The 23,546-nt window shown below is 40.4% G+C and carries 25 protein-coding genes and 1 riboswitch; of the genes, 5 read left to right on the top strand and 20 right to left on the bottom strand.

The genetic code is table 11. The features are described from left to right. Positions 1 to 80: 80 nt before the first annotated feature. The 5 genes from ACLKML_RS15330 to metN all read right to left on the bottom strand — a co-directional run bounded on the left by ACLKML_RS15330 (position 81) and on the right by metN (position 4,669). Positions 81 to 833, bottom strand: coding sequence for an ABC transporter ATP-binding protein (locus tag ACLKML_RS15330; RefSeq protein ID WP_317717201.1), 753 nt, complete (start codon positions 831 to 833; stop codon positions 81 to 83). Next, the gene (thiD, locus tag ACLKML_RS15335; RefSeq protein ID WP_413283927.1) at positions 826 to 1,698 is read right to left on the bottom strand and encodes a bifunctional hydroxymethylpyrimidine kinase/phosphomethylpyrimidine kinase; all 873 of its coding nucleotides are present in this window, start codon (positions 1,696 to 1,698) and stop codon (positions 826 to 828) included. Before thiD ends, ACLKML_RS15330 begins: the two co-directional genes overlap by 8 nt. Before the next feature lie 84 nt (positions 1,699 to 1,782). Beyond that, positions 1,783 to 1,893, bottom strand: a riboswitch (TPP riboswitch). A 233-nt stretch (positions 1,894 to 2,126) separates the two neighbouring features. Beyond that, entirely contained in the window at positions 2,127 to 2,936 is an 810-nt protein-coding gene (gene metQ, locus ACLKML_RS15340) for a methionine ABC transporter substrate-binding lipoprotein MetQ (protein ID WP_413283928.1), read from the bottom strand. Between the two features lie 31 nt (positions 2,937 to 2,967). Next, entirely contained in the window at positions 2,968 to 3,645 is a 678-nt protein-coding gene (locus ACLKML_RS15345) for a methionine ABC transporter permease (protein WP_413283929.1), read from the bottom strand. Continuing rightward, a complete protein-coding gene (metN, locus tag ACLKML_RS15350) occupies positions 3,635 to 4,669 on the bottom strand; it encodes a methionine ABC transporter ATP-binding protein MetN (protein WP_413283930.1) in 1,035 nt (344 codons plus the stop codon). Before metN ends, ACLKML_RS15345 begins: the two co-directional genes overlap by 11 nt. A 102-nt stretch (positions 4,670 to 4,771) precedes the next feature. On the opposite strand from metN, the gene ACLKML_RS15355 reads away from it, so the two are divergent. From ACLKML_RS15355 to ACLKML_RS15365, 3 genes are all read left to right on the top strand, one after another. After that, a complete protein-coding gene (locus ACLKML_RS15355; RefSeq protein WP_413283931.1) occupies positions 4,772 to 4,930 on the top strand; it encodes a hypothetical protein in 159 nt (52 codons plus the stop codon). Positions 4,931 to 5,013: 83 nt separating this feature from the next. Beyond that, positions 5,014 to 5,568, top strand: coding sequence for a D-glycero-beta-D-manno-heptose 1,7-bisphosphate 7-phosphatase (gene gmhB / locus ACLKML_RS15360; RefSeq protein ID WP_413283932.1), 555 nt, complete (start codon positions 5,014 to 5,016; stop codon positions 5,566 to 5,568). Between the two features lie 102 nt (positions 5,569 to 5,670). Then, positions 5,671 to 5,970, top strand: coding sequence for an MliC family protein (locus tag ACLKML_RS15365; protein WP_413285901.1), 300 nt, complete (start codon positions 5,671 to 5,673; stop codon positions 5,968 to 5,970). Positions 5,971 to 6,014: 44 nt separating this feature from the next. Here ACLKML_RS15365 and ACLKML_RS15370 read toward each other — a convergent pair whose 3' ends face one another. Together ACLKML_RS15370 and ACLKML_RS15375 are read right to left on the bottom strand one after the other, a co-directional pair. Next, on the bottom strand, positions 6,015 to 7,166 hold the full coding sequence (locus ACLKML_RS15370) for an amidohydrolase (RefSeq protein ID WP_413283933.1): 1,152 nt from the start codon (positions 7,164 to 7,166) through the stop codon (positions 6,015 to 6,017). 205 nt (positions 7,167 to 7,371) lie between these two features. After that, on the bottom strand, positions 7,372 to 7,971 hold the full coding sequence (locus ACLKML_RS15375) for a YitT family protein (protein ID WP_413283934.1): 600 nt from the start codon (positions 7,969 to 7,971) through the stop codon (positions 7,372 to 7,374). A 347-nt stretch (positions 7,972 to 8,318) separates the two neighbouring features. Between ACLKML_RS15375 and glyA the strand changes: the two genes are divergently transcribed. Then, positions 8,319 to 9,569, top strand: a complete 1,251-nt coding sequence (gene glyA, locus ACLKML_RS15380; RefSeq protein WP_413283935.1) for a serine hydroxymethyltransferase — start codon at positions 8,319 to 8,321, stop codon at positions 9,567 to 9,569. Positions 9,570 to 9,659: 90 nt separating this feature from the next. Here glyA and ACLKML_RS15385 read toward each other — a convergent pair whose 3' ends face one another. The 13 genes from ACLKML_RS15385 to leuS all read right to left on the bottom strand — a co-directional run bounded on the left by ACLKML_RS15385 (position 9,660) and on the right by leuS (position 22,836). Then, complete coding sequence (locus ACLKML_RS15385; RefSeq protein ID WP_413283936.1) at positions 9,660 to 9,986, bottom strand: hypothetical protein; 327 nt, start codon at positions 9,984 to 9,986, stop codon at positions 9,660 to 9,662. Positions 9,987 to 10,180: 194 nt separating this feature from the next. Then, positions 10,181 to 11,146 carry a lipoyl synthase gene (gene lipA / locus ACLKML_RS15390; protein ID WP_413283937.1) on the bottom strand — a complete coding sequence of 322 codons (966 nt, stop codon included), beginning with the start codon at positions 11,144 to 11,146 and terminating at the stop codon, positions 10,181 to 10,183. Then, positions 11,143 to 11,793 (bottom strand): lipoyl(octanoyl) transferase LipB, encoded by a 651-nt coding sequence (gene lipB, locus ACLKML_RS15395; RefSeq protein ID WP_413285902.1) that lies wholly within the window; start codon positions 11,791 to 11,793, stop codon positions 11,143 to 11,145. The genes lipA and lipB overlap by 4 nt, the downstream gene beginning before the upstream one ends. A gap of 231 nt (positions 11,794 to 12,024) precedes the next feature. Then, the gene (gene ybeD / locus ACLKML_RS15400) at positions 12,025 to 12,294 is read right to left on the bottom strand and encodes a DUF493 family protein YbeD (RefSeq protein ID WP_413283938.1); all 270 of its coding nucleotides are present in this window, start codon (positions 12,292 to 12,294) and stop codon (positions 12,025 to 12,027) included. A 167-nt stretch (positions 12,295 to 12,461) separates the two neighbouring features. Then, positions 12,462 to 13,628 (bottom strand): serine hydrolase, encoded by a 1,167-nt coding sequence (locus ACLKML_RS15405; protein ID WP_413285903.1) that lies wholly within the window; start codon positions 13,626 to 13,628, stop codon positions 12,462 to 12,464. 189 nt (positions 13,629 to 13,817) lie between these two features. Then, positions 13,818 to 14,603: a septal ring lytic transglycosylase RlpA family protein gene (locus ACLKML_RS15410; RefSeq protein WP_413283939.1), complete on the bottom strand. Its 786-nt coding sequence runs from the start codon at positions 14,601 to 14,603 to the stop codon at positions 13,818 to 13,820. Continuing rightward, positions 14,603 to 15,724 carry a rod shape-determining protein RodA gene (gene rodA / locus ACLKML_RS15415; protein ID WP_413283940.1) on the bottom strand — a complete coding sequence of 374 codons (1,122 nt, stop codon included), beginning with the start codon at positions 15,722 to 15,724 and terminating at the stop codon, positions 14,603 to 14,605. The genes ACLKML_RS15410 and rodA overlap by 1 nt, the downstream gene beginning before the upstream one ends. A gap of 2 nt (positions 15,725 to 15,726) precedes the next feature. Beyond that, a complete protein-coding gene (gene mrdA, locus ACLKML_RS15420; protein ID WP_413283941.1) occupies positions 15,727 to 17,610 on the bottom strand; it encodes a penicillin-binding protein 2 in 1,884 nt (627 codons plus the stop codon). A gap of 6 nt (positions 17,611 to 17,616) precedes the next feature. Next, positions 17,617 to 18,087, bottom strand: coding sequence for a 23S rRNA (pseudouridine(1915)-N(3))-methyltransferase RlmH (gene rlmH / locus ACLKML_RS15425; RefSeq protein WP_413285904.1), 471 nt, complete (start codon positions 18,085 to 18,087; stop codon positions 17,617 to 17,619). 2 nt (positions 18,088 to 18,089) lie between these two features. Then, complete coding sequence (gene rsfS / locus ACLKML_RS15430; RefSeq protein WP_413283942.1) at positions 18,090 to 18,407, bottom strand: ribosome silencing factor; 318 nt, start codon at positions 18,405 to 18,407, stop codon at positions 18,090 to 18,092. Between the two features lie 52 nt (positions 18,408 to 18,459). Then, a complete protein-coding gene (gene holA, locus ACLKML_RS15435; protein WP_413283943.1) occupies positions 18,460 to 19,497 on the bottom strand; it encodes a DNA polymerase III subunit delta in 1,038 nt (345 codons plus the stop codon). Positions 19,498 to 19,558: 61 nt separating this feature from the next. Further along, on the bottom strand, positions 19,559 to 20,104 hold the full coding sequence (lptE, locus tag ACLKML_RS15440; RefSeq protein ID WP_413285905.1) for an LPS assembly lipoprotein LptE: 546 nt from the start codon (positions 20,102 to 20,104) through the stop codon (positions 19,559 to 19,561). Between the two features lie 158 nt (positions 20,105 to 20,262). Next, entirely contained in the window at positions 20,263 to 22,836 is a 2,574-nt protein-coding gene (gene leuS, locus ACLKML_RS15445) for a leucine--tRNA ligase (RefSeq protein ID WP_413283944.1), read from the bottom strand. A 148-nt stretch (positions 22,837 to 22,984) separates the two neighbouring features. On the opposite strand from leuS, the gene ACLKML_RS15450 reads away from it, so the two are divergent. Further along, positions 22,985 to 23,455 (top strand): zinc ribbon-containing protein, encoded by a 471-nt coding sequence (locus tag ACLKML_RS15450; protein WP_413283945.1) that lies wholly within the window; start codon positions 22,985 to 22,987, stop codon positions 23,453 to 23,455. The last annotated feature ends 91 nt before the right edge of the window (positions 23,456 to 23,546 follow it).

Below are 23,546 nucleotides of genomic sequence, written 5' to 3' on the forward strand. Positions count from 1 at the left end.
GCGCCGATTTGAGCCGCTGATCGTTCGCTGGATTTTGACTCGCTTTATTCTCACTAATTTTACTAGTAACAATATTCATATTAGACATGATCTTTCTCCAATTGCTCGATCAGTTTTTGTTGTAATGCAGCAATTTCGCCATTCAGCATTCGTGGTGGGGGATTACTTGGCGTTGGAAAAGTGCAAGCAGAAGCTGGTTTTCCTTGCATGAGAGCAATGTGATCGCCTAGGCGTAGGGCTTCTTGTGGATCGTGAGTGATGAGCAGAACGGTTTTATTTTTAAGCATATGGGCGGCTAGGTTTTGTAGCTGATAACGAGTGACCGCATCTAATGCTGAAAAGGGCTCGTCCATTAAAACTAATGGTTTGTCTTGCATGAGTGTTCTTGCTAGCGCAACGCGTTGACGCATTCCACCGGAAAGTTGATCAGGAAATTGATGAATATGATCAAGTAAACCGACTTGTTCGATCAGTTTGATGGCTTTTTGTTTGGTTGATTGGCTAAGTTGTCTATTAGCAAATTGAAAACTAAGGCAGACATTATCGACAACATTAAGCCAAGGTAATAGCAAATCTTGTTGCGCCATATAAGCGACATGTTGGCTTATATGGCCTGAAAGGTTGGTGTGCATAGTGCCGGACCAATTAATCTGGTCATCTAGTAATCCTGCTAAAAAACGCAGTAAAGATGTTTTGCCACAGCCACTTTTTCCTAAAATGCAAGTCCATTGGTTTTGTGTAATGGGCATATTCAATTCAGAAAAAACAAGCTGTTGTTCATTTTTATAATTTAGGCTTATGTTGGATAAGTTGATGAGTGTGTTGTCATCCATTTTGCTCTCCTTGTAGCAAGGCAGATGTTATTTGTTGCGAAGATGACGTAATGTGTTTCGAGAAAAAATGGTCTACAGGCCCATGACCCTGGCCAATGTGTAAATTATCAGCATGTAAGATTGCTTGAGTTATGTAATGCTTAGCTAGTGTTACAGCATGCAGTAGCTCGTTGCCTTGTGCTAGATAGCTCGCGATAGCAGAAGATAAAGTGCAGCCGGTACCATGAGTATTGTTGGTTGCTATTCTTGTAGCAGGGATGGCCGTGACGGTATTACTACTGATCAACAGATCGGTGCTGTTTTTGCTGTTGGTTAAATGGCCACCTTTAAGTAAAACCGTGTCAGTATTTAATGCTCTGAGTTTATCGATAAGCGCATTCATTTGTTGCTCTGTGGTGGGAACGGCTTCTCCAGTTAAGGCTGCGGCTTCTGGAAGGTTAGGGGTAATGATATTCGCCAAAGGAAGTAATTGTGATTTAAGCGTGCTAATTGCTGATTTTTCTAATAATAAATCACCACTAGTTGCCACCATTACCGGATCGACAATCAAAAATTTAGGTTGATACTGTTTGAGTTTTGTAACCACTGTTTTGATGACGTTTACGTCACTTAACATGCCGATTTTTACTGCTTGAATATTGAGATCGGTAAATACAGCATCGAGCTGCTGAGCGACAAATTCTGGAGCAATCGGATAAATACCACTTACGCCTTGGGTATTTTGGGCGGTCAGAGCAGTTATAACTGAACAGGCATAGCTACCAGTCGCAGAAATAGCTTTGATATCTGCCTGAATTCCGGCACCGCCGCCACTATCTGATCCGGCAATCGTTAAAACAATAGGCGTTGTATTTTTCGCTGTCATATAGGATTCCTAAACTTGCACGTATAGGAATAACAGCCGCTAACGGAAGGTGGGTATGCGAGCAGAAAATACCAGCATAACATTTCGGTATGGCTACTAGTTCCCTACGGCAGTGTTAACTGCATCAGGTTCAACGGGTCCCATCGAAATGGTCTCAGCTTAGGCCTGTGGCCGTTAGCTCCCCGACTAATATCTAAATTTTATTTGCCGCCAGAGTGTAACAAAACAATGCCTTAAGTCAAAGAAGTTAAAATTGATATAAAAAATGGTCGGGAAAATTGAATGGTATTGGTAATGAAATGGTGAATAGTTAAGGAATATTAAAAATACCAAAGCCGGATGATTTTACTCATCCGGCTTTGGAGTGGTGTTGCTTAGTTAGCGTATCGTTTAAGCTTATTAAGCAATTATGTCGTTAATAACAAGCCTTACCAGCCTTTTACTACGCCACCTTTGAAGATTTCTGAGGCTGCGTTGAATACTTCGTCAGTTTGGTATGCTTTAACAAAGTTTTTCACTTTTTCAGATTCAACATTGTCAGTACGAGCGACGATTAGGTTAACGTATGGAGACTCTTTGTCTTCAACAAAAATTCCGTCTTTTTCTGGAGTAAGATCGATGCTGCTTGCATAAGTTGTATTGATGATAGAAAGCGTTACATCATCTAATGAGCGTGGTAATTGAGCGGCATCAAGTTCGACAATAGTAATGTTTTTAGGGTTTTCTACGATATCACGAACCGTACCTGAAAGACCGACATCTGCACGCAGTTTAAGTAGGCCTTGTTGTTCTAGTAATAGTAGAGAACGGCCGAGGTTTGTTGGGTCATTTGGTACTGCAATACGTGCACCATCGGTAATTTGTTCAACAGAAGTCACTTGTTTTGAATAGCCAGCAATTGGATAAACAAAAGAGTTACCCGCTATTGCTAATTTGTAATCACGATCAGCAATTTGTTGATCAAGATATGGCTTGTGTTGGAAGGCATTGATGTCGACTGAACCATCGTCTAATGCTGCGTTTGGCGTGACATAATCGGTAAACGTAACAAGTTCAACGTCAAGATCATATTTTTCTTTGGCTACTTTTGCTGCAACTTCGGCAACTTGAGCTTCGGCACCAGCCATTACACCAATTTTGATTTTGTTAGCATCGACTTCATTATCACCACAGCCAGCAAGGACAAGTGTAGATGCTGCTGTCGCGGCAATAAGGATATTTTTTAGACTAAATTTCATATTACATCTCCTACAATATTTTGATTTTTTATTATCTATGATCTACTCGGCTAACAAGTGCGTCGCCAATGGATTGAATGATTTGAACCAGTACAATTAGCATCACAACAGTGACAGCCATGATCACTACATCGTAGCGATGGAACCCATAGCGAATAGCAACATCACCCAGTCCGCCACCGCCAACAGTGCCTGCCATGGCCGAATAACTCACCAATGTAACTAATGTAATAGTGACCGCATTAACGATGGTCGGCAGTGCTTCTGGAAGCAGTACTTTAGTAATAATTTGGGTTGGTGTTGCTCCCATTGATTGCGCCGCTTCTACTAAGCCACTCGGTACTTCAAGCAAAGCGCCTTCAATAAGACGAGCAACAAAAGGAATAGCGCCAATGGTTAATGGAACAATAGCGGCTGTGGTGCCGATAAACGTACCGACTAATATTTTCGTAACGGGAATAATAGCAACCATTAGAACTAAAAACGGTACAGAACGACCGATATTGACGATAGCACCAAGGGCTGAATTTAGTTTGGTGTTTTCAGCTAAACCGCCTTTTTTACTGATGTGTAAAATAACGCCCAATGGAATACCAATAGCGAACCCAACGACACCAGAGACGGCAACCATATAGAGAGTGTCCCATGTTGCTCCGATGAGCAGGTTACTATTGAGACTTAACCATTGTGAAATTAAATCAAAGGACATAACCAAGTACCTCTACTTTTACTTTGTGTTCTTTCAGAAATTCGATTGCCGCATTGTCGTTTGCTTCTGAACCATAAAATTCCGCAACCATCATGCCGAACTTAACGCCACCTGCATAATCGAGATCAGAACTTAAAATGCTGACATCAATATTGAATTGGCGTGCAATTTGACTCATCACCGGAGCATCAACGGTTTCACCAGTAAACTCTAAGCGAATCAATGGGTGGCTACCTTGAATGCGGGTTTGGTTTAATCTGGCTTGATAATCTTCCGGAATCGATAAGTCGAGTGTTGAGCGAATGAACTCATGAGCAAGTTCGGTTTTTGGATGAGCGAAAATATCACCAACCGTGCCTTTTTCTACTAACTCACCATCTCCAATAATAGCCACTTGATGACAAATACCTTTCACAACGTCCATTTCGTGGGTGATCAACAACATAGTGATGTTTAACTTGCGATTTATTTCTTTAAGTAACTCTAGAATAGACTGAGTGGTTGCCGGATCTAAAGCACTGGTCGCTTCATCACAGAGCAATACTTTAGGATCAGAAGCCAACGCACGTGCGATAGCAACACGTTGCTTTTGACCACCACTTAAATTGGCAGGGTAGGTGTCACGCTTGTCGGCCAGCCCAACTAATGACAAAAGTTCGGTTACTTTTTGCGAGATTGTCTGTTTGTCCATTCCTGCTAATTCGAGTGGTAATGCAACGTTGTTAAAAACAGAGCGGGACGAAAGCAAGTTAAAATGTTGGAAAATCATACCGATATTACGACGAGCTTTACTGAGCTCCGACTTTGACAACAATGTTAAATCTACACCATCTACGACAACATTACCTTGGGTCGGTGCTTCTAACATGTTTACACAACGTATGAGTGTACTTTTACCGGCACCAGAAGACCCTATAACGCCAAATATGGTTCCTTGCGGGACGGATAAATTGATGTTTTTCAAGGCATGAATCTCTTTTGAGCCTTGGTAGAAAACTTTGTTAACATTGCTGATTTCAATCATTTAATAAAACCTAAGCAGAATAGTTGGAATAAAGTTCTTGTTAACTTTGTATATTGGTTAACTTTATATAATAAGAGACGATGCTATGGTGATCACGTTTTTATGTCAATAGATATTTTTACGTCTAGACGTCTAAAATCTTTTTTTGTCATTTCATTTATTGGTTTGATGATCGATTGCCGCCGTTTTTTACAATCTATTGTGCTGGTTGAGTTATCCATATTAATTGCTAGTAGCACAGAAAAAACCAATAAAGGATAATTAGTGCTTAGCAAGTTAAAGCGTGCAATAATTTCGAAGATATACATTTTGTTTCGATAGATATACATTTTGAGGACGATATTTTGGCTAAACCAGCAGTATTTTTAGATCGCGACGGTGTCATTAATGTGGACCACGGTTATGTTCATGATGAACATGACTTTGAGTTTATCGATGGTGTTTTTGAGGCGACCAAGAAACTGCAACAAATGGGGTACTTGTTGGTTCTTGTGACCAATCAATCTGGTGTTGCCCGTGGTATGTTCAGCGAAGATAGATTTCTTTCGTTAACCGAATGGATGGATTGGAATTTTGTTGATAACGGCGTAGAACTTGATGGTATTTATTATTGCTTGCATCATCCAGAGCATGGCATTGGTGAATATAAACAAGATTGTGATTGCCGTAAGCCTAAGCCTGGAATGTTTATTTCGGCGCGTGATTTCTTGAAAATTGATATGGAAAAATCAATTATGATTGGTGATAAAGCAGAGGATATGATGGCTGCTGAAGCTGCCGGTGTCGGGACTAAAATCTTGGTACGCTCTGGTAAACCGGTGACAGAACAAGGGGAAACGCTTGCAACTACGGTAGTTGACAGTATTAAAGATGTACCCGAGTATTTAGAGGGAAAATAATATCTTGAAGCGCTATTAATGATGGCAACAGCCCCTTAAGTAACAAGCGTGTTTGAATTAGAAATAAGCAAAGACGACAAAAATAAAGGATGATTTGTGAAGATGAAACATTATGGTTTTGGCTTGGTTGTGTTTTTAGTTCTTTGTGGCTGTAGTGCTAAAGATCCTGTAACACCTTGGTATATTTGTGATAACGGCTCCCAATTCAGTTTCTTACAGACTGGTGAACTCTCCGCAGAAATACAGATGTCGAAAAAGCGCATTCCTTTGCAACAAATACCGGCGGCCTCTGGTAGTAAATATGAAAGTACAGATCAAGCATTACAAGTTTGGCTAAAGGGGTCAGATGCTATGCTAACACTTGGCTCGGAAGCCTTTGTTAATTGCACTATGGATTATTAAAAAGCGAGGTCACTCGGTGAGTCGGAACTCGCTTTATTGATCACTTATCTTGAGTCATTATGTAACGTATCTATCAACGATATAAACACATCACTGGCGGTCTTCAATAGTTGATCAGGAAAATCATAATCAGGGTTATGCAGTTCTGGATGGGATTCCCCGCTTCCTATGCAGAATAGAGCCCCGTTCCATTGTTGTAAAAACTCAGCGAAATCTTCCGACCAACGCATGGGTTGTTGTAAATGTTGTACCGACATTCCGATTTTTTTAGCTTGTTGTTCAATAAGTCGTGAATGTCGATTTGAATTAACCGTAGCGTTGAAAGGTTCATCCCAGTTTAAACTTACGTCAATGCCATGATCTTGACTGAGTTCCTTTAGTTTTTTGCTTAGATTTATTTTCATGTTAGCAAAGGTTTGGTTGCAATCACTACGCATGGTCGCCATTACTTTTGCCTCGCCTGGTGATACCCCAAATGCTTGTTCGCCAAGTTGCGCATGTACGATCGTGACTAAAGTGAAAGCTTGAGAATAACTTTCAGGCATTGTTTGTAAATAGTCGATTATTTCCATCATTGCAGCGCATGGGCTGATACCATTTTCTGGCCTTGCTGCGTGTGACGTTTTACCTTCTAGTTTGATTAACACACCAGTAGATGCGCAGGCAAAGGTATTCTCTTTGACTAATATCTGGCCGAGAGGGTAACCAGGAAGATTGTGGTAAGCAAAGACATTATCTACCTTTAAGTTTTTCAGGTTTTTGTCAAGCAGCATTGCTGCTGCTCCCGTGCCAATTTCTTCCGCAGGTTGAAAGAGCAAGATCACTTTGCCTGTTTTTGGTGGATGAGTTGAGAGCTGCTGCGCGACTAAAAGCAGTGAAGTAGTATGACCGTCATGACCACACGCATGCATTACTCCCAAGTTCTGCGATGTGTGATCGTGATGATTATTCTCACAAATTGGTAAAGCATCGAAATCGGCTCGAAATAACGTCGTTTCGCCTTTGGTGCCGCTGTCAATAATACAGATAATACCGTATCCACCGATATGCTCTATTGGTGACAAACCAAATGCTTTTAATTGTGTGGCAATCTGTGTGGATGTTTGCTGTTCTTGTTCAGATAACTCTGGAGTACGATGCAGTTTCTTTCTAAATTCAATCGGATCGAAACAAACAGAGGTTAATACGCTATCCATGCGGTTAATCCTAGTTTATGGCTTGTGGCTATTTACTTTACCTAGAAAAACTAACAGCACAATGATTATTGTGCTGTTGGTTATTTTCAGTATCGTAACTTATATTGTGAGTCGACGGTTCGGTCGTTATTAAATAGAGGTTAATTACCCGTCGAGGACAGACAACCTTAGCTGTAACTCACAATCTTAGTTGTAAGTCACAATCTTAGCTGTAAGTCACAATATAGCGAGAAGGTTTGTGGTTCATACCTAAAACAGAGTTAATGATTATCGCGCCTAATATCGATATGGCAATTATCCATGGTGAGACGAAGAAGAAAGAAGCAAGAACGATAACTAAATCAATAACGACTTGTGTTTTTCCTACTGATATACCCGCTTTATCTTGGATTAATAAGCATAAAATATTAAAGCCGCCAAGACTAGAGCGATGTCTAAATAGCACTAACATGCCTAAACCGATCAGTACACCACCTGCAACCGCACAGTAAATCTCGTTAACGGATTCTATTATCATCACCATATCAAGGTGATCAACAAACACAGAAACCAGCGCACTGGATATCACACTGTTTAGTGCAAATTGGTAACCATAACGCTGCCAAGCTAGCAGGAAAAAGGGAATATTGACGGTAAAATAAAGAAAACCAAATGAAAATGAAGTGACTTGAGATAGCAATAGCGATAATCCGGCAGTTCCTCCTGTAATGAGTTCTGCAGACTGAAGAAAATAAACGCCTTGAGCGGTTAGAAACGTACCAACTAGTATTGCGACCCAGTCTTCCTTGATTGAGTGTTTTTGCATCACTTGCCTATTTAAGTTGTATTAATTAGCTGGAATATTAGATAAAAATTGATCATTTCGGTAGCTTGAAGACAAAATTAATGACTAAAGGGTGTAATCTACAATTTACACACTGTAAATTTTTCTTTTATCTAGCGGTTTTTACTCTTCAGCTTAAGCTAAAAATTTGTTATTAACTTTGTTCAGGTACAATATGAAAAATTTACATGATTATTTTACTTAAGTTACTTTCTGATATAGATCAAATTAGGTAGAATATCGCAACTTAGAATACCAACGAAAACGTTTGCGTTAGTTGGTAGTGTGGTTTTTTTGCAAATTCAGATTATCTGAGTCAGGAGATACAGATGCTAAAGCGTGACATGAACATCGCTGATTATGATGCAGAGTTATATGCTGCAATACAGGAAGAGACTCTTCGTCAAGAAGAGCATATCGAGCTAATCGCTTCAGAAAACTACACCAGCCCACGAGTTATGGAAGCTCAAGGTTCTCAGCTAACGAATAAATATGCCGAAGGTTATCCGGGCAAACGTTACTATGGTGGATGTGAATATGTCGATAAAGCCGAATCACTTGCCATAGATCGTGCATGTCAGCTATTTGAATGTGAATACGCAAACGTGCAACCACACTCTGGCTCTCAAGCAAATAGCGCTGTTTATATGGCCCTACTTAAGCCAGGTGATACAGTTTTAGGTATGAGCTTGGCTCATGGCGGACATCTTACTCACGGTTCACCGGTAAATTTTTCTGGTAAACACTACAACGTTATTCCTTACGGTATTGATGAAGCCGGTCAGATTAATTATGACGAAATGGAACAATTGGCCTTAGAGCATAAACCTAAAATGATTATAGGTGGCTTTTCTGCTTATTCTCAGATCGTTGATTGGGCACGTATGCGTGAAATTGCTGATAAAGCGGATGCTTATTTGTTTGTTGATATGGCTCACGTTGCGGGTCTTATCGCTGCGGGTGTATACCCAACTCCGCTTCCTTATGCGCATGTTGTTACCACAACAACCCATAAAACACTTGCAGGTCCTCGTGGGGGTTTGATTTTATCAAACGCAGGTGAAGACATGTATAAAAAATTAAATTCTGCAGTATTCCCTGGAGGGCAAGGTGGTCCTCTAATGCATGTTATTGCTGGTAAAGCGGTTGCGTTTAAAGAAGCAATGGAACCAGAATTTAAAGAGTACCAAGCACAAGTGGTGGTAAATGCGAAAGCAATGGTGGCTGAATTTATCGCTCGTGGATATAACATTGTTTCTGGTTCAACTGAGAACCATTTATTCCTTGTTGATCTGATTGACAAAGGTATTACAGGTAAAGAAGCCGATGCTGCATTGGGTGCTGCAAATATTACGGTGAATAAAAACTCTGTGCCAAACGATCCTCGCAGCCCATTTGTTACCTCTGGTATTCGTGTCGGTTCACCAGCAATTACTCGTCGTGGCTTCACGCAACAAGATGCGAAGGCATTAGCAGGTTGGATGTGTGATGTTTTAGACGATGTGAATAATGAAGCAACGATTGAAGCGACCAAACAAAAAGTATTAGAAATCTGTAAGCGTTTACCGGTATACGCATAGGTTTTAATTATTATAAAAATAAAAACGCGAACTGAATAAGTTCGCGTTTTTTGTTTTTGTACTTTTTACTATAGCTAATTTGTCGTTCAATTATTTATTAATACTCAGCGTCGTACCTGATTTACATTGAAATGAGTAATAACGACGACTTTCGTTGAACTTAGATAAGCCTTCACCAGTACAATAATCAATATTAATATCGCGCATAATTTCTAGTGTTGCTTCACTGTTCATAGTGAACTTAGAGTCATCTGCGCAGATTATTCTTACACGACCATCATCACTTACAGAATAGGTGCTAACTTCAGTGTTGCACAACTCGAATGAGGCATCCAAATAGTTGTCTTGTTGCGTGTTTTGTGAAGAACAGCCTACAAGGATTAGTGATAACAAACCTAATAAACTTATTTTTTGCATACCGTCATTCCTTTTTCTATTTTCGGTGCTATGTAGTGTTAATAACTAAGCCTAGTATAAAATAGTTCATTTTTACAATGACTTATTCGTAACAACGTTGTTTTGTTTAAGAGCAATGCCTTACCATACCAATGTACTAGGTGAACCTGAAAAAGACCACTCTTTAAGCCAGTCTTTTTCGGAGAATGTCGCAGTTATTTGACTTCTTCACCTTTTGCTTGCATATCTGCATGATATGAAGAACGGACGAATGGTCCGCAGGCTGCATGTGTGAACCCAAGATCTAAGGCAATGTCTTTCAGTTCATCAAACTCTGCTGGTGGCACATAACGTTCAACGGGTAAATGATGACGGCTAGGGGCCAAATATTGACCTAGTGTTAGCATTGTTACGCCGTGAGAGCGAAGATCTTTAAGAACCTCGATGATTTCTTCTTTAGTTTCACCTAGCCCCATCATTACACCCGATTTAGTTGGTATGTCTGGATGTAGCTCTTTGAATTTTTTTAGTAGCGTTAAGGACCATTTATAATTTGCGCCAGGGCGTGCTTTTCTGTACAGACGAGGTGCGGTCTCTAAATTATGGTTAAAAACATCAGGTGGATTGTCTTTTAAGATATCGAGCGCGGTATCCATTCGGCCACGGAAATCAGGAACAAGAGTTTCTATTTTTATTCCTGGATTTTTTTCTCTAATTTCACGAGTACAATCAGCAAAGTGTTGAGCGCCACCATCTCGTAAATCATCGCGATCCACTGACGTAACCACAACATATTTAAGCTTCATATCGCTTATTGTTTGTGCAAGGTGCTGTGGTTCATTACTATCTGGAGTGATAGGCCTACCATGGGCAACATCACAAAACGGGCAACGACGAGTACAAATAGCACCAAGAATCATAAAAGTCGCGGTTCCGTGGTTAAAGCACTCTGCGAGGTTAGGGCAAGAGGCTTCTTCGCATACGGAATGAAGCTTATTTTTACGCATTGCTGATTTTATTTCTTGAATACGCTGGCTATCAGAAGGCAGTTTGATTTTCATCCATTCTGGCTTACGTAAAACTTCTTGTTTCTCAACTGGCATTGTTTTAGTTGGTATCAGTGCCATTTTATCAGCATCTCTATATTTGACGCCTTTTTCCATTTGAATTGGTTTGCTCATGATAGTTTGCTTTCTTTTATTATATCGACATGCTCATAGTTAAGCAGAAGAGTCAGTTCTTCTAGGAGTGAGTTACTAACGGCATTGATACTGCTAGGCCCACCTAATTCACTAACTTGTACCATCTCCATTCCTTGATAGCCACAAGGGTTTATGCGTAAAAATGGTGATAGGTCCATGTTTATATTTAATGCTAGGCCGTGAAAGGAACAGCCTTTACGTATCCTTAAGCCAAGCGAACATATTTTTTTTCCGTCGGTATACACACCAGGGGCATCAGATCGAGCGGAAGATTCGATGTTAAAATTTGATAATGTGTTGATGACTAAATTTTCAATATGAGTAACCAACTCTCGGACGCCGATTTTTTTTCTGCGCAGATTAATCAAAAAGTAGGCAACTAATTGACCAGGACCATGATAAGTAACTTGCCCGCCACGATCGCTTTTTACCACAGGAATGTCTCCTGTATTTAGAAGGTGCTCCGCTTTTCCGGCTTGTCCTTGAGTGAAAACTGGGTTGTGTTCAACTAGCCATATTTCGTCTACTGTATCTGCATCGCGATGGTCAGTAAACGCGTGCATTGCTTTCCATACTGGTTCATAGTCTTGAAGGCCAAGATCTCGTACAACTAATTGATCTTCTATTTTAGACAAACTGGTATCTCGTTAAGCAATTAATAAAGTAAATGGATTATAAACTTCTTTTGTCGCTTCTACTATTATATTTTGCGGTTAGAGGAATGTGCAAACAGCGGCATTCGCCGCTGTTTTAGTATTCATTCTGTTTAAAAGTCATGCTTGTTTTATTACTCAAGCGTTGTTGCTTTTTAGTCGTCCATTTATCTAAATAGCGAGTGTTGAAAATAATCTGTTTTTTTAAAGCACCATACGAACAATCTCTATTTCACCGAGTTCTTTATAGAGCGTTTCTACCTGCTCTATTGATGTTGCAGTAATAGTAATAGAGATAGCGTTATAGGTCCCTTTACCACTCGGTTTTATGCTGGGACTATAATCTCCCGGCGCGTGTTTCTGGATTACTTGTAAAACTAATTCCGGTAGTTCAGGCTTTGCATATCCCATCACTTTATAAGTGAATTGACAAGGAAACTCTAACAGGTCTTTAAGTTTTGGTTGTTCTTGCATGAAATACTCCAGAGGATTTAATTAGGCAGCGCATATTACGCCCAATAACGATCAATCTCAACAAAAACAAAGGCCACATGAGTGGCCTTTGTTTATAAGTTAAATGTATAGGTAATGAATAATACTATTAGTCATCTACACTAATATATTTAGGTAATGCTACTAGATTAGAAAAAGCTCTTAAAGAGTAAAATAAAGTAGTCGACTAAGCGGCTAAATACCCCACCTTCTTGCACATCTTCTAATGCAAGTAGTGGATATTGTGCGATGTCTTCACCATCAATTTGATAGTAAAGAGTACCCACTTCATCACCTTGACTAATTGGTGCTCTTAGCTCTTTTTCAAGTACAAAACTTGCTTTTAGGTTTTTAGCTTGTCCACGAGGAAGGGTTACGTAAGTATCCTGTGCGACTCCGAGTGCTAAATTCTCTTGTGAGCCCATCCAAATACGTTCACTAACGAAGGTTTCACCAGCTTTATGAGGTGCTACCGTTTCGAAGAAACGGAACCCATAGTTTAGTAATTTTTTACTTTCCGCTTTACGTGCATTTTCACTATTGGTTCCCATTACTACCGCAACAAGACGCATTTTCCCTTCGGTTGCGGAGCTAACTAAGCTGTAACCTGCTTTGCTAGTGTGACCGGTTTTAATCCCGTCCACATTCATGCTTTTATCCCACAACAGGCCATTTCGGTTGTACTGAGTTATGCCGTTGTAAGTAAATTGTTTTTCTTGATAAATTGCATATTCATCTGGAACGTCTCTGATAAGAGCTCTACCAAGCAGGGCCATATCATAAGGTGTTGAATAAAGTTCATCATGATCCAAACCATGCACATTGGCAAAATGTGTGCGCGTCATACCGATAGAGTTTGCCCATGCATTCATTAGGTCAACAAAAGCGTCTTCTGAACCCGCGACGTGTTCCGCCATTGCAACACAAGCATCGTTGCCAGATTGAATGATAATGCCTCGGTTTAGGTCTTCAACTTTTACAGTTGTACCAACTTCAATGAACATCTTTGAAGAGTCTGGGTAATTTTTTGCCCAGGCATTTTCACTGATCACAACGTCGTCTTGTAAAGAAATATTGCCGCGTGCCAGTTCTTGACCAATGACATAACTAGTCATCATTTTGGTCAGACTAGCAGGTGAAAGTTTGGTATCTTTTTCTTTCTCAGCAAGAACTTTCCCTGAGTTAAAGTCTATAAGTACATAGCCTTTGGCCGCTATTTGAGGTGCATCAGGAACAACGATAGGTGCCGCATAAGAAAAAGACGCAGAAAGTGCAGCAGTTGAGATAATCAGTGTTCTAAAAATATTGTTTGGCATTTTCATCTATTTTTCAGTTTTATGAGTTATAACTATGTTTACCTCGAAGACAATGCTTAAGTTGAGGGCAATGTTTAACTCGAGGACAGTATAAATCGAAGACAGTAGTTTATGTTATCGATATCGATATCAGTTGTGCAAGCACTATGACAAAAATTCAGCCAAATCGCTAGTGTTGAATGACATACATTAGCGATTGATTTTTCGGATGAAGGCTTGAGGATAACCTTGTTGTTTCAATTGTTGTAATATTTGTTGAGTTTCATTGTAGTCAGTAAATGGTCCAACAAGAATTTTATAAGTATTATCTGACGACTCTACATACGTATCTAGCTGCATGGTTTTACTGATGTTTTCCGCTAGAGATTGACTGCGTTCAGCATGATTAGATGAAGCGGTTTGGATGCTGTAACTAGGCAGTTTTTTTGCCGCATAAGATTGAGATTCTGGTGGTTGTGTTGTGATGTATTCTATTGCGACATTTGCTGTGCCTGTTTTTATTACGTCGAGTTTGTATGCCGCAGCGTAGCTGAGGTCAATAATTCTATTTTCATGAAAGGGTCCACGGTCATTCACTCTTACAATGGTGGTTTTGCCATTGTCTGTGTTAGTCACTTTAACGTAACTTGGAATAGGTAAGGTTTTATGTGCAGCGGTCATTGAATACATGTCATAAATTTCACCGTTCGAAGTGAGGTGGCCATGGAACTTCTGTCCGTACCATGATGCTAAGCCACTTTGTTTAAAGCCTTGTGGATTTTTTATGATTTTATACGAACCTCCTCGTAAGGTGTAATCTCGATTCCCCCCACGGCTGAATGGCTCGTATTTTGGATGTGCGTCTTCGATATGATCAAGTTGAATTGCTTGTTCTGGCCCTACATCGTTTTTAATAGAGTAACGGCTGTCAGAGCTTGAACAGGCAGCAAGTAATAGAACGAAAATTACGCAGATTATATTTTTTTTATTTGTCATCAGGTCGCTTTTGATAGCATGCTTTTATGAGTATGGATTGACATTAAAATGCCAAAACCGGCCATTAGCGTCACCATTGAGGTTCCGCCATAACTGATAAGTGGTAGAGGAACGCCCACTACGGGTAATATGCCACTAACCATTCCAATATTAACGAATATATAAACAAAGAAACTTAACATTACACTGCCGGCCATCATTCGACCAAAAGCAGTATGAGCTTGGCTAGCGAGGTATAACCCTCGTCCAATTATAAATAAGTATAGAGTCAATAATCCAAGTATGCCTAACATTCCCCATTCTTCGGCAATAACGGCAAATATAAAGTCAGTGTGTCTTTCTGGTAGGAATTCTAGTTGAGATTGTGTGCCATGTAACCAGCCTTTACCTGCAATACCGCCAGAGCCTATAGCTATCTTGCTCTGAATGATATGGTAACCTGCACCCAGTGGATCTGACTCGGGATTAAATAGCGTCCTAACTCTGACTTTTTGATATTCCTGCATGAGAAAAAACCAAAGTATTGGAGCGAAAGCACTAATAGCAACGACGGCCGAAAAAATATAGCGCCAACTAATACCCGCTAGAAAAATAACGAAAATACCAGAAGCTGCAATAAGTATTGAGGTGCCTAAATCTGGTTGTTTGGCGATGAGTATGGTTGGCACACACACTAAAAGTAATGAGATGAATAGCGTTTTGAATGTAGGAGGGAGAGGTTGTTTACCAATAAACCTTGCTACAATCAATGGTACGGCCAGTTTCAGTAGTTCTGATGGTTGAAATCGCACTATGCCTAAATTGAGCCAACGTTGAGCTCCTTTTGACACTTCACCAAAAAATAATACACCTAATAGTAAGCCAACGCCGGCAACAAATAAAAATGGCGCAAATGCTTCATAAGTTCGCGGTGATATTTGAGCAAGGCCAATCATAACGCCTATAGCGAGAAGCATGCGCATCGCTTGGCGATCCATCATGGCTAAGTTTTGTCCACTTGCGCTGTACATCACAACCAGCCCGAATAGCATAACGGCAATTAAACCAAGTAATAACGGCAAATCAATATGAAATTTTTCAAAGAAAATACGACTTTTCCCTGTTGATGGATCGACTTTCATTGCTACTCCGTTACATCGTCTTTATTGAGAATAACTTTATCAAATATTTTACGAACCACTGGTGCGCCATTGGTAGACCCACCCCCCGCATTTTCTAATACAATGGTCGCAACTACTTGAGGCGTTTCGAGTGGTGCGAAACCGGTGAATAACGCATGATCGTGTAGGCGTTCATCTAAGTCTTCTGCGTTATATTCTTCATCTTCTTTTAAACCAAAGACTTGGGCGGTACCTGATTTACCACCACTTTGATAGCCAAGATTGTAAAAGGCTCTACGTGCCGTTCCTTTTTTACCATGATTAACTAAATTCATACCTTGTATTGCAATATCCCAGTATTTATCTGGTACTCCGGTAATCGGTGGATAAGCATCAATAGGTTCAGGAGTGATGGTGTTGTCTGGTGAACTATTGTCTATGGTGGCTTTTAGTAAGTGTGGTGGCATTACAACACCTTTGTGGATAAGCACTGAAGTTGCTTTGGCAATTTGCATCGGTGTTGCAGTCCAGTAGCCTTGGCCAATCCCTACAGGGATAGTGTCTCCTTGATACCAAGGTGTTCTATGACGGGCCATTTTCCATTCGCGACTCGGCATGTTTGCCTTGCTTTCTTCGTGAATATCAATACCAGTATAATCACCAAAACCAAATTTCATCATCCAAGTAGATAATCTATCTATTCCTAAATCATAAGCGATTTGGTAGAAAAAGGTATCAACCGACTCTTCGATAGATTGAGTTATATTGACTCGACCATGTCCCCAACGTAACCAATCTCTGAAGGGTTTAGTTTTTGAGTTAGGGATTTTCCAAAAGCCAGGGTCATTTCTGGTTGTGTAAGGTGTTAATACTTCTTCTTGCAAAGCTGCGACAGCAATAAAGGGTTTGACTGTTGACGCAGGAGGATAGATACCTAAGGTTGCTCGGTTGACAAGCGGTCGATCTTTGTTGGTGAGAAGTTTGTTGTAAGCGGTGGTTGATATTCCATGAACAAATGCGTTGGGATCGTAGCTTGGGGTCGATACCATGGCTAAAATTCCGTTATCTTTAGGATCAAGCACAACAGCCGAGCCACGGCGACGGTCTAACAGTTTGTACACATAAAGTTGTAAATCGATATCTAGATTTAGAATCAGATCTTTGCCTGGTATTGGTGCGACGTATTTTAAGGTTCTGATTACTCTACCACGGCTGTTTACTTCAACTTCTTGATAGCCAGCTGTGCCGTGTAATACTTCTTCATAATAACGTTCAATACCTAATTTACCGATATCATGAGTGGCTAGATAATTGCTTTCTTTACCTTCGCGAGCAAGTTTAAGGACGTCTCGATCATTTATTCTTGAAACATAACCTAACACATGCGTGAGCGCAGAGCCATAAGGATAATGACGTTTTAACGTGGCAGAGACTTCTACTCCAGGGAAACGGTATTGATTGACCGAAAAAACGGCTACTTGTTTTTCTGTTAATTGAGTCAGTAATGGGACCGACTTAAAGCGACGTACACGGCGACGTTCTTTTTCAAAATTAGCAATTTTTTCTGCAGGGATCTCCAGAATTTGTTGCAGGCGATGAATTGTCTCATCAATATTATCAATTTTTTCAGGGGTTAATTCTAAATTGAAGACAGGTCGATTTTCGGCTAATAACTTGCCGTTTCGATCATAAATTAGACCTCTGTTAGGTGCAATAGGAACGACTTTAATTCGGTTATCATTGGATCGAGTTTCGTAATCTTGATATTGATTGACTTGAATATGATATAAATTACCAATGAGCAAGCCGATCATTATTATGATGCCTAAAAAAGAGATAATGGCTCTGCTTGTGAATAACCTTGCTTCTAGTTGGTGATCACGAATTTGAGTGCGTCTACGTCTCATGTCGCGTTATTCTCGATGATAAGGATGATTGGTTGTAATACTCCAAGCACGGTATAAACTTTCGGCCATAATTACTCTTACTAACGGGTGTGGAAGTGTTAAAGGAGAGAGGGACCAACTTTGCTCGGCTGCGGATTTACAGGCTGGTGCTAAGCCTTCTGGGCCACCGATTAATATAGAGACATCTCTTGCATCCAGTTTCCAACCTTCTAATTGCTGTGCAAGTTGTTCAGTATTCCAAGGTTTCCCTGGAATATCTAAAGTCACAATTCTATTCCCTTTAGGTACAGCAGCGAGCATAGCTTCGCCTTCTTTTTGCAAAATTCTAGCGATATCAGCGTTTTTGCCTCTTTTACCGGCTGTAATTTCGACTAGCTCTAATGGCATATCATGAGGGAAACGTCGTTTATATTCGTTAAAACCTTCTTCTACCCATTTTGGCATTTTAGTGCCAACAGCAATTAGTTGAATTTTCAACATTAGCTCCAGAGTTTCTCAAGCTGATAAAGTTCGCGATGTTCTTGTTGCATAACATGAACCATTACACTGCCCATATCAACGACAACCCATTCGCCTTCATCTTCGCCATCAACACCTAATGGTGTTAAGCCTATGTTTTTTGCTTCGTTGGCAATATTGTCAGCAATGGAGGATACATGACGTTTTGAGTTACCAGTACAAATAACCATATAATCGGTCACGCTAGATTTGTCGATAACATTAATGGTTACAATGTTTTCGGCTTTCATATCGTCGGCTTTATCGACCAAAAATGCTTTTAACTTGCTGTCTAACAAACTAGTACCTCATTAAATTGTTTGAGTTATTCATGGTTAATTGTACCATTTTTTAGCTTTCAAATGGCAGTTCTGAAAGTGTTGAAGGGCTTGCTGAGCTGAATTCTAAGGCGAGTTGAGCAATCAATGGCCAAATAGAGTGTTCATATTGGGTTTTGCTTGAGATCTCTGCGTTAGCAAGACCTTTATATAACCTTTGAATTTGAGATAAGGTTAATCTTTGTAACGCTGCGTTATAGAGCGGGCGTTTGCTTTGCCATATTCGATGTTTATCAAAAACCGCGCCTATTGGTGTCTGCATTGACTCAGCCTTTAATTGAGCCACTAAATTTAATTCGCGCTGAAAGGTTCTTAATAAAATGACCGGTTCCACTGCTTCTTGCTCTAACTGTTGTAAAATACGCCAAGCTCTTTTGGCTTTACCCGCTAATACCGCATCCATCCAAAGAAACGGTGTAAAATGGTTATGTTTACTTAAAGATTCTTCTAGCCGAACTAAATTTAGCTCTCCATCCGGATACAGTAGTGCAAGCTTTTCAAGGCTTTGAGAAAGGGCAAGTAAGTTTCCTTCATGCCATTGAGCCAGCATTTGCACTGCTTGTGCATCGGCTTTTAAATTGAGCTTTTTACATCGTTGTTGTACGAACTGTGGCAGTCTTTGAATATCAGGAGATAAACAGCTTACCCACACTCCGGTTTGGTTTAATGTTTTAAACCATTTGGCATTTTCTTGTTGTTTGGTTAGTTTGCTGCCAACGATCAGTAATAGCACGTCATTGTGCAGCCCTTGGCTAAGTTGAAGTAACTCTTTTGCTGCCGCTGCATTAACACCTGCTTCGGGGACTTCTAGTTCTATAACTTGACGAGAAGAAAACAGGCTAAGAGCTTGACAGCAGTCGTACACATCATCCCAATTTATATGATTGTCGAGTACAAAATGGTGTTTCTCGTCGAATCCGGCCACTTTCGCAGCTGAGATAATCGCCTGTCTGCTTTCTAGAATAAGCAGAGGCTCATTACCGAAAACCAAGTAACAGTTGTGCAGTTGTCGGCTTAATTGCGGCGATAACTTATCAGCAAATATGCGCATTTAAACATTACTCGTTAAATAGACACGACTCGTTAAATAAACACGACTCGTTAAATAAACACTATTCATTAGACGGTGTAGTTTGCGTGGATATTGGTTCTTCATCATCGAATTGATTGTTTAATCTTGCTAATTGTCTCATGATTTGTTTAGCCGCTTGTAGGCTCATTTCATCTTCAATTAAATCGCGCTCAACCGATTTTGCTAGGGCAGTATTCGAGTTACTTAAATAGCTTCGCGTTACTGAAGTCGAGTAGGTTTGAGATTCTTGGCCAGGAATCGTTACGCGATAAGATGTTTTGTATTGCAACTGCTTTTCTGCTGCTTTGCTGTTTTGGTACAGCGATAATGTTGTTTCGCTGACACTTTCATTAAGCAAATGTAAATTAGGCGCTGTTGCAGAAGGGGAGACTATTTTTATATCGTTAAGTCTTAGTTGGGCATCAACATTTCGAGTTAGCTGGTTGTATTTGTCAAAACTGGTTAAAGACAGCTCAGACACTTCATCTGGAACAGAGTATTCGCCCCTAAGGTGAAAACCGCAGGCAGATAAGACGGTTGTTAGTAACATGACAGTGATGAATTTGATGGATAATGATGAAGTCATTGGATTCACGAGGGTACTCTCTGCGTTTTGGTTATCTAAATTCAAGTTATTTATCTAATCAGAATCTTAAAATTAATTCTGATTAGATAAATAATAGACAGGATGTGGATAGCATCCTGTCTACAGACAATAACGAACTAATTTAGTTCGAGATCATTTTAGTTAGCGACAATATTAAGCAGTTTTCCTGGAACATAAATAACTTTGCGTATCGTTTTGCCGTCGGTGAATTTCGCGACGTGCTCGTTCTCTAGGCCAAGTTTTTCTATTTCATCTTTGCTTATGTCTGCCGGAACGGTTAGTTTTGCTCGCAACTTACCATTTACTTGCACAACGATCAGTTTTTCGTCTTCAATCATTGCTTTTTGGTCAGCTAACGGCCAGCTTGCGGTATCCATACTTGATTCGCCTAATGCTTCCCATAGTTCGTATGAAATATGAGGAGTAATAGGGTAAAGCATAGTAACAACAGCTTTTAATGCTTCATCAAGAATCGCACTGTCTTGCTCTGTTTTTTGAGGCGCTTTAGTTAACTTATTCATCAATTCCATAATTGCGGCGATAGCCGTGTTATAGGTTTGACGACGTTCTATATCATCGGTAACTTTTGCGATAGTTTTGTGCACATCACGACGAAGCGCTTTTTGATCGTTCGTTAGCGAGCTTAGGTCGATTTCAGCAGTTACTTGCTTAGATGTATGCTCTTTAACCAGTTTCCAAACTCTTCTTAGGAAACGGTTTGCACCTTCAACGCCTGATTCTTGCCATTCTAAGGTCATATCGGCAGGTGAGGCGAACATCATAAATAAACGAACCGTGTCGGCACCGAATTTATCGACCATCTCTTGTGGATCAATGCCGTTGTTTTTTGATTTAGACATCTTAGTCATGCCAGTATGGACAACGTCGTTACCTTCGTTGTCTGTGGCTTTAATAATACGACCTTTATCATCACGCTCAACAGTGACATCTGTTGGTGAAACCCATACTTTTGAACCTTTGTCGGATGTGTAGTGATACGCATCCGCCAGTACCATACCTTGACAAAGTAGCTTTTTATACGGCTCGTCGCTGTTTACTAAACCTGCGTCTCTAAGCAGTTTGTGGAAAAAACGCGAGTAAAGTAAGTGCATACAAGCATGTTCTATACCGCCGACATATTGATCAACTGGCAACCAGTAATTTGCTGCTTTAGAGTCGAGCATTTCATCTGCTTGTGGCGAGCAATAGCGAGCGTAATACCAAGAAGATTCCATAAAGGTATCAAAGGTATCTGTTTCACGTAGTGCAGGTTCGCCGTTGAATTGCGTTTCTGCCCAAGATTTATCCGCTTTGATTGGACTTGTGACACCGTCCATTACAACATCTTCAGGCAAGATCACTGGAAGTTGGTCTGATGGAACAGGGTGAACTTCGCCGCCTTCTGTGGTTACCATTGGGATTGGTGTCCCCCAATAACGTTGACGAGATACCCCCCAGTCACGTAATCGGAAGTTAACGGTTTTTTTGCCTTTACCTTCAGATTCAAGCTTGCTAGCGATAGCATCAAAGGCGGCTTTAAAACTTAAACCGTCAAATTCACCAGAGTCGAAAAGAACACCTTTTTCCGTATAAGCCGCTTCTGAAATATTTAGTTCTGAGCCGTCTTCAGGTTTGATGACTGGAATAATGTCTAAACTATATTTTGTTGCAAATTCGTAGTCGCGCTGATCATGTGCTGGTACGGCCATTACTGCGCCAGTCCCGTAGTCCATCAGTACAAAGTTAGCGACAAAGATAGGGACTTCACGACCATTTAGAGGATGGATGGCTTTCAAGCCTGTATCCATGCCTTTTTTCTCCATGGTGGCGAGTTCAGCTTCGGCTACTTTGCTGTTTTTGCATTCATCAATAAATTTGGCCAGTTCAGCATTGCTTTCAGCGGCTTTGGTTGCGAGAGGATGGCCAGCCGCAATTCCTACATAAGTCACACCCATCAGTGTGTCTGGACGAGTGGTATAGACTTCTAAGTCTTGCTCACCGGTTACATTAAATTTGAGCTCAACACCTTCTGAGCGACCAATCCAATTGCGTTGCATGGTTTTTACCATTTCTGGCCAACCATCAAGATTGTCTAAATCATCAAGTAATTCTTGAGCATAAGCAGTGATTTTGATAAACCACTGTGGGATTTCTTTTTGCTCAACAGGCGTATCACAACGCCAACAGCAGCCATCTTCAACTTGCTCGTTGGCTAGGACAGTTAGATCATTTGGACACCAGTTAACAGACGATGTTTTTTTGTAAACCAGTCCTTTATTATAAAGCGCAGTAAAGAATTCTTGTTCCCAACGGTAATACTCTGGAGTACACGTTGCGAACTCACGCGTCCAGTCGTATCCGAACCCGAGTAATTTCAATTGGTTTTTCATGTACTCGATGTTTTCATAAGTCCAAGGTGCTGGAGCGGTTTTGTTTTTAACCGCCGCATTTTCTGCCGGAAGACCAAATGCATCCCAACCAATAGGCTGCATAACATTTTTACCTTGGAGACGTTGGAATCGAGAAACTACGTCACCAATAGTATAGTTACGTACATGCCCCATGTGGAGACGGCCACTAGGATAAGGGAACATGGAAAGACAGTAGAATTTTTCTTTGCTAGGGTCTTCAGTCACGACAAATGTTTTATTGTCATCCCAGTGCTTTTGAACTTTTTGTTCAATCTCTTGCGGTTTGTATTGTTCTTGCATCTGTGAAATCCGGTTATCTTGGAATATGTGAGATCGGTTTGATCAGATCTATATTGATCGGCATAGAATACCTAAAGCAAGCACTTACAACAAGCGACAATAAAGATTAAGATTGTACGGTATGTTTGGAAACTAACGGAGGCACTCCATGTCAAAGCGAAAACTAGGTTATGAAGAGACGTTTGAAGCTGTAGTGAACACACTGAAACATAGCCCTGAGGAGCTGAGTAAAGTATTGGAAAGTTCTGAAGAGGTCGCCAAAGCAGCGACGGATATGACGAAGGATGAAATTGCACTTGTTTCTGCCTACGTAAAATCAGATTTGAAAGAGTTTGCCGAGAGTTACCAAGAGAGTAAAGATAGCCCTTTTTCAATTATGGTTGCAGATTCAATGTGGCAAGCTTTACTTGATATTACTGATAGAACTAAAGTTGAGTGGGTAGAGTTATTTGCCGACCTTGACCATCATGGCGTTTACAATACAGGTGAAATAATTGGTCTAGGTCATTTAGTCTGTGAGAAATGTGGAGATAAGGCTCAATATATACATCCAACGATTATTGAGCCATGTCGCAAGTGTGGTGGTAATCAATTTGCTCGCCTCGCATTAAAACCATAATACCGGAGCAAGATCAGTGTAAATGAAGTTGCTAAGCCATGTTTACTCTTAGGCCGATAGCAACTTTGACTTTAGGGTTACACTCCTTTTA

Source organism: Vibrio sp. MA40-2 (assembly GCF_047302445.1).
In the GTDB taxonomy this organism is placed as follows: Bacteria; Pseudomonadota; Gammaproteobacteria; order Enterobacterales; family Vibrionaceae; genus Vibrio.

Coding starts and splice junctions, on each gene's coding strand:
- ACLKML_RS15330 (WP_317717201.1), bottom strand. CDS start 833: ATGGATGACAACACACTCATCAACTTATCCAACATAAGCCTAAATTAT.
- thiD (WP_413283927.1), bottom strand. CDS start 1,698: ATGACAGCGAAAAATACAACGCCTATTGTTTTAACGATTGCCGGATCA.
- metQ (WP_413283928.1), bottom strand. CDS start 2,936: ATGAAATTTAGTCTAAAAAATATCCTTATTGCCGCGACAGCAGCATCT.
- ACLKML_RS15345 (WP_413283929.1), bottom strand. CDS start 3,645: ATGTCCTTTGATTTAATTTCACAATGGTTAAGTCTCAATAGTAACCTG.
- metN (WP_413283930.1), bottom strand. CDS start 4,669: ATGATTGAAATCAGCAATGTTAACAAAGTTTTCTACCAAGGCTCAAAA.
- ACLKML_RS15355 (WP_413283931.1), top strand. CDS start 4,772: ATGTCAATAGATATTTTTACGTCTAGACGTCTAAAATCTTTTTTTGTC.
- ACLKML_RS15365 (WP_413285901.1), top strand. CDS start 5,671: ATGAAACATTATGGTTTTGGCTTGGTTGTGTTTTTAGTTCTTTGTGGC.
- ACLKML_RS15370 (WP_413283933.1), bottom strand. CDS start 7,166: ATGGATAGCGTATTAACCTCTGTTTGTTTCGATCCGATTGAATTTAGA.
- ACLKML_RS15375 (WP_413283934.1), bottom strand. CDS start 7,971: ATGCAAAAACACTCAATCAAGGAAGACTGGGTCGCAATACTAGTTGGT.
- glyA (WP_413283935.1), top strand. CDS start 8,319: ATGCTAAAGCGTGACATGAACATCGCTGATTATGATGCAGAGTTATAT.
- ACLKML_RS15385 (WP_413283936.1), bottom strand. CDS start 9,986: ATGCAAAAAATAAGTTTATTAGGTTTGTTATCACTAATCCTTGTAGGC.
- lipA (WP_413283937.1), bottom strand. CDS start 11,146: ATGAGCAAACCAATTCAAATGGAAAAAGGCGTCAAATATAGAGATGCT.
- ybeD (WP_413283938.1), bottom strand. CDS start 12,294: ATGCAAGAACAACCAAAACTTAAAGACCTGTTAGAGTTTCCTTGTCAA.
- ACLKML_RS15405 (WP_413285903.1), bottom strand. CDS start 13,628: ATGCCAAACAATATTTTTAGAACACTGATTATCTCAACTGCTGCACTT.
- ACLKML_RS15410 (WP_413283939.1), bottom strand. CDS start 14,603: ATGACAAATAAAAAAAATATAATCTGCGTAATTTTCGTTCTATTACTT.
- rodA (WP_413283940.1), bottom strand. CDS start 15,724: ATGAAAGTCGATCCATCAACAGGGAAAAGTCGTATTTTCTTTGAAAAA.
- mrdA (WP_413283941.1), bottom strand. CDS start 17,610: ATGAGACGTAGACGCACTCAAATTCGTGATCACCAACTAGAAGCAAGG.
- holA (WP_413283943.1), bottom strand. CDS start 19,497: ATGCGCATATTTGCTGATAAGTTATCGCCGCAATTAAGCCGACAACTG.
- lptE (WP_413285905.1), bottom strand. CDS start 20,104: ATGACTTCATCATTATCCATCAAATTCATCACTGTCATGTTACTAACA.
- leuS (WP_413283944.1), bottom strand. CDS start 22,836: ATGCAAGAACAATACAAACCGCAAGAGATTGAACAAAAAGTTCAAAAG.
- ACLKML_RS15450 (WP_413283945.1), top strand. CDS start 22,985: ATGTCAAAGCGAAAACTAGGTTATGAAGAGACGTTTGAAGCTGTAGTG.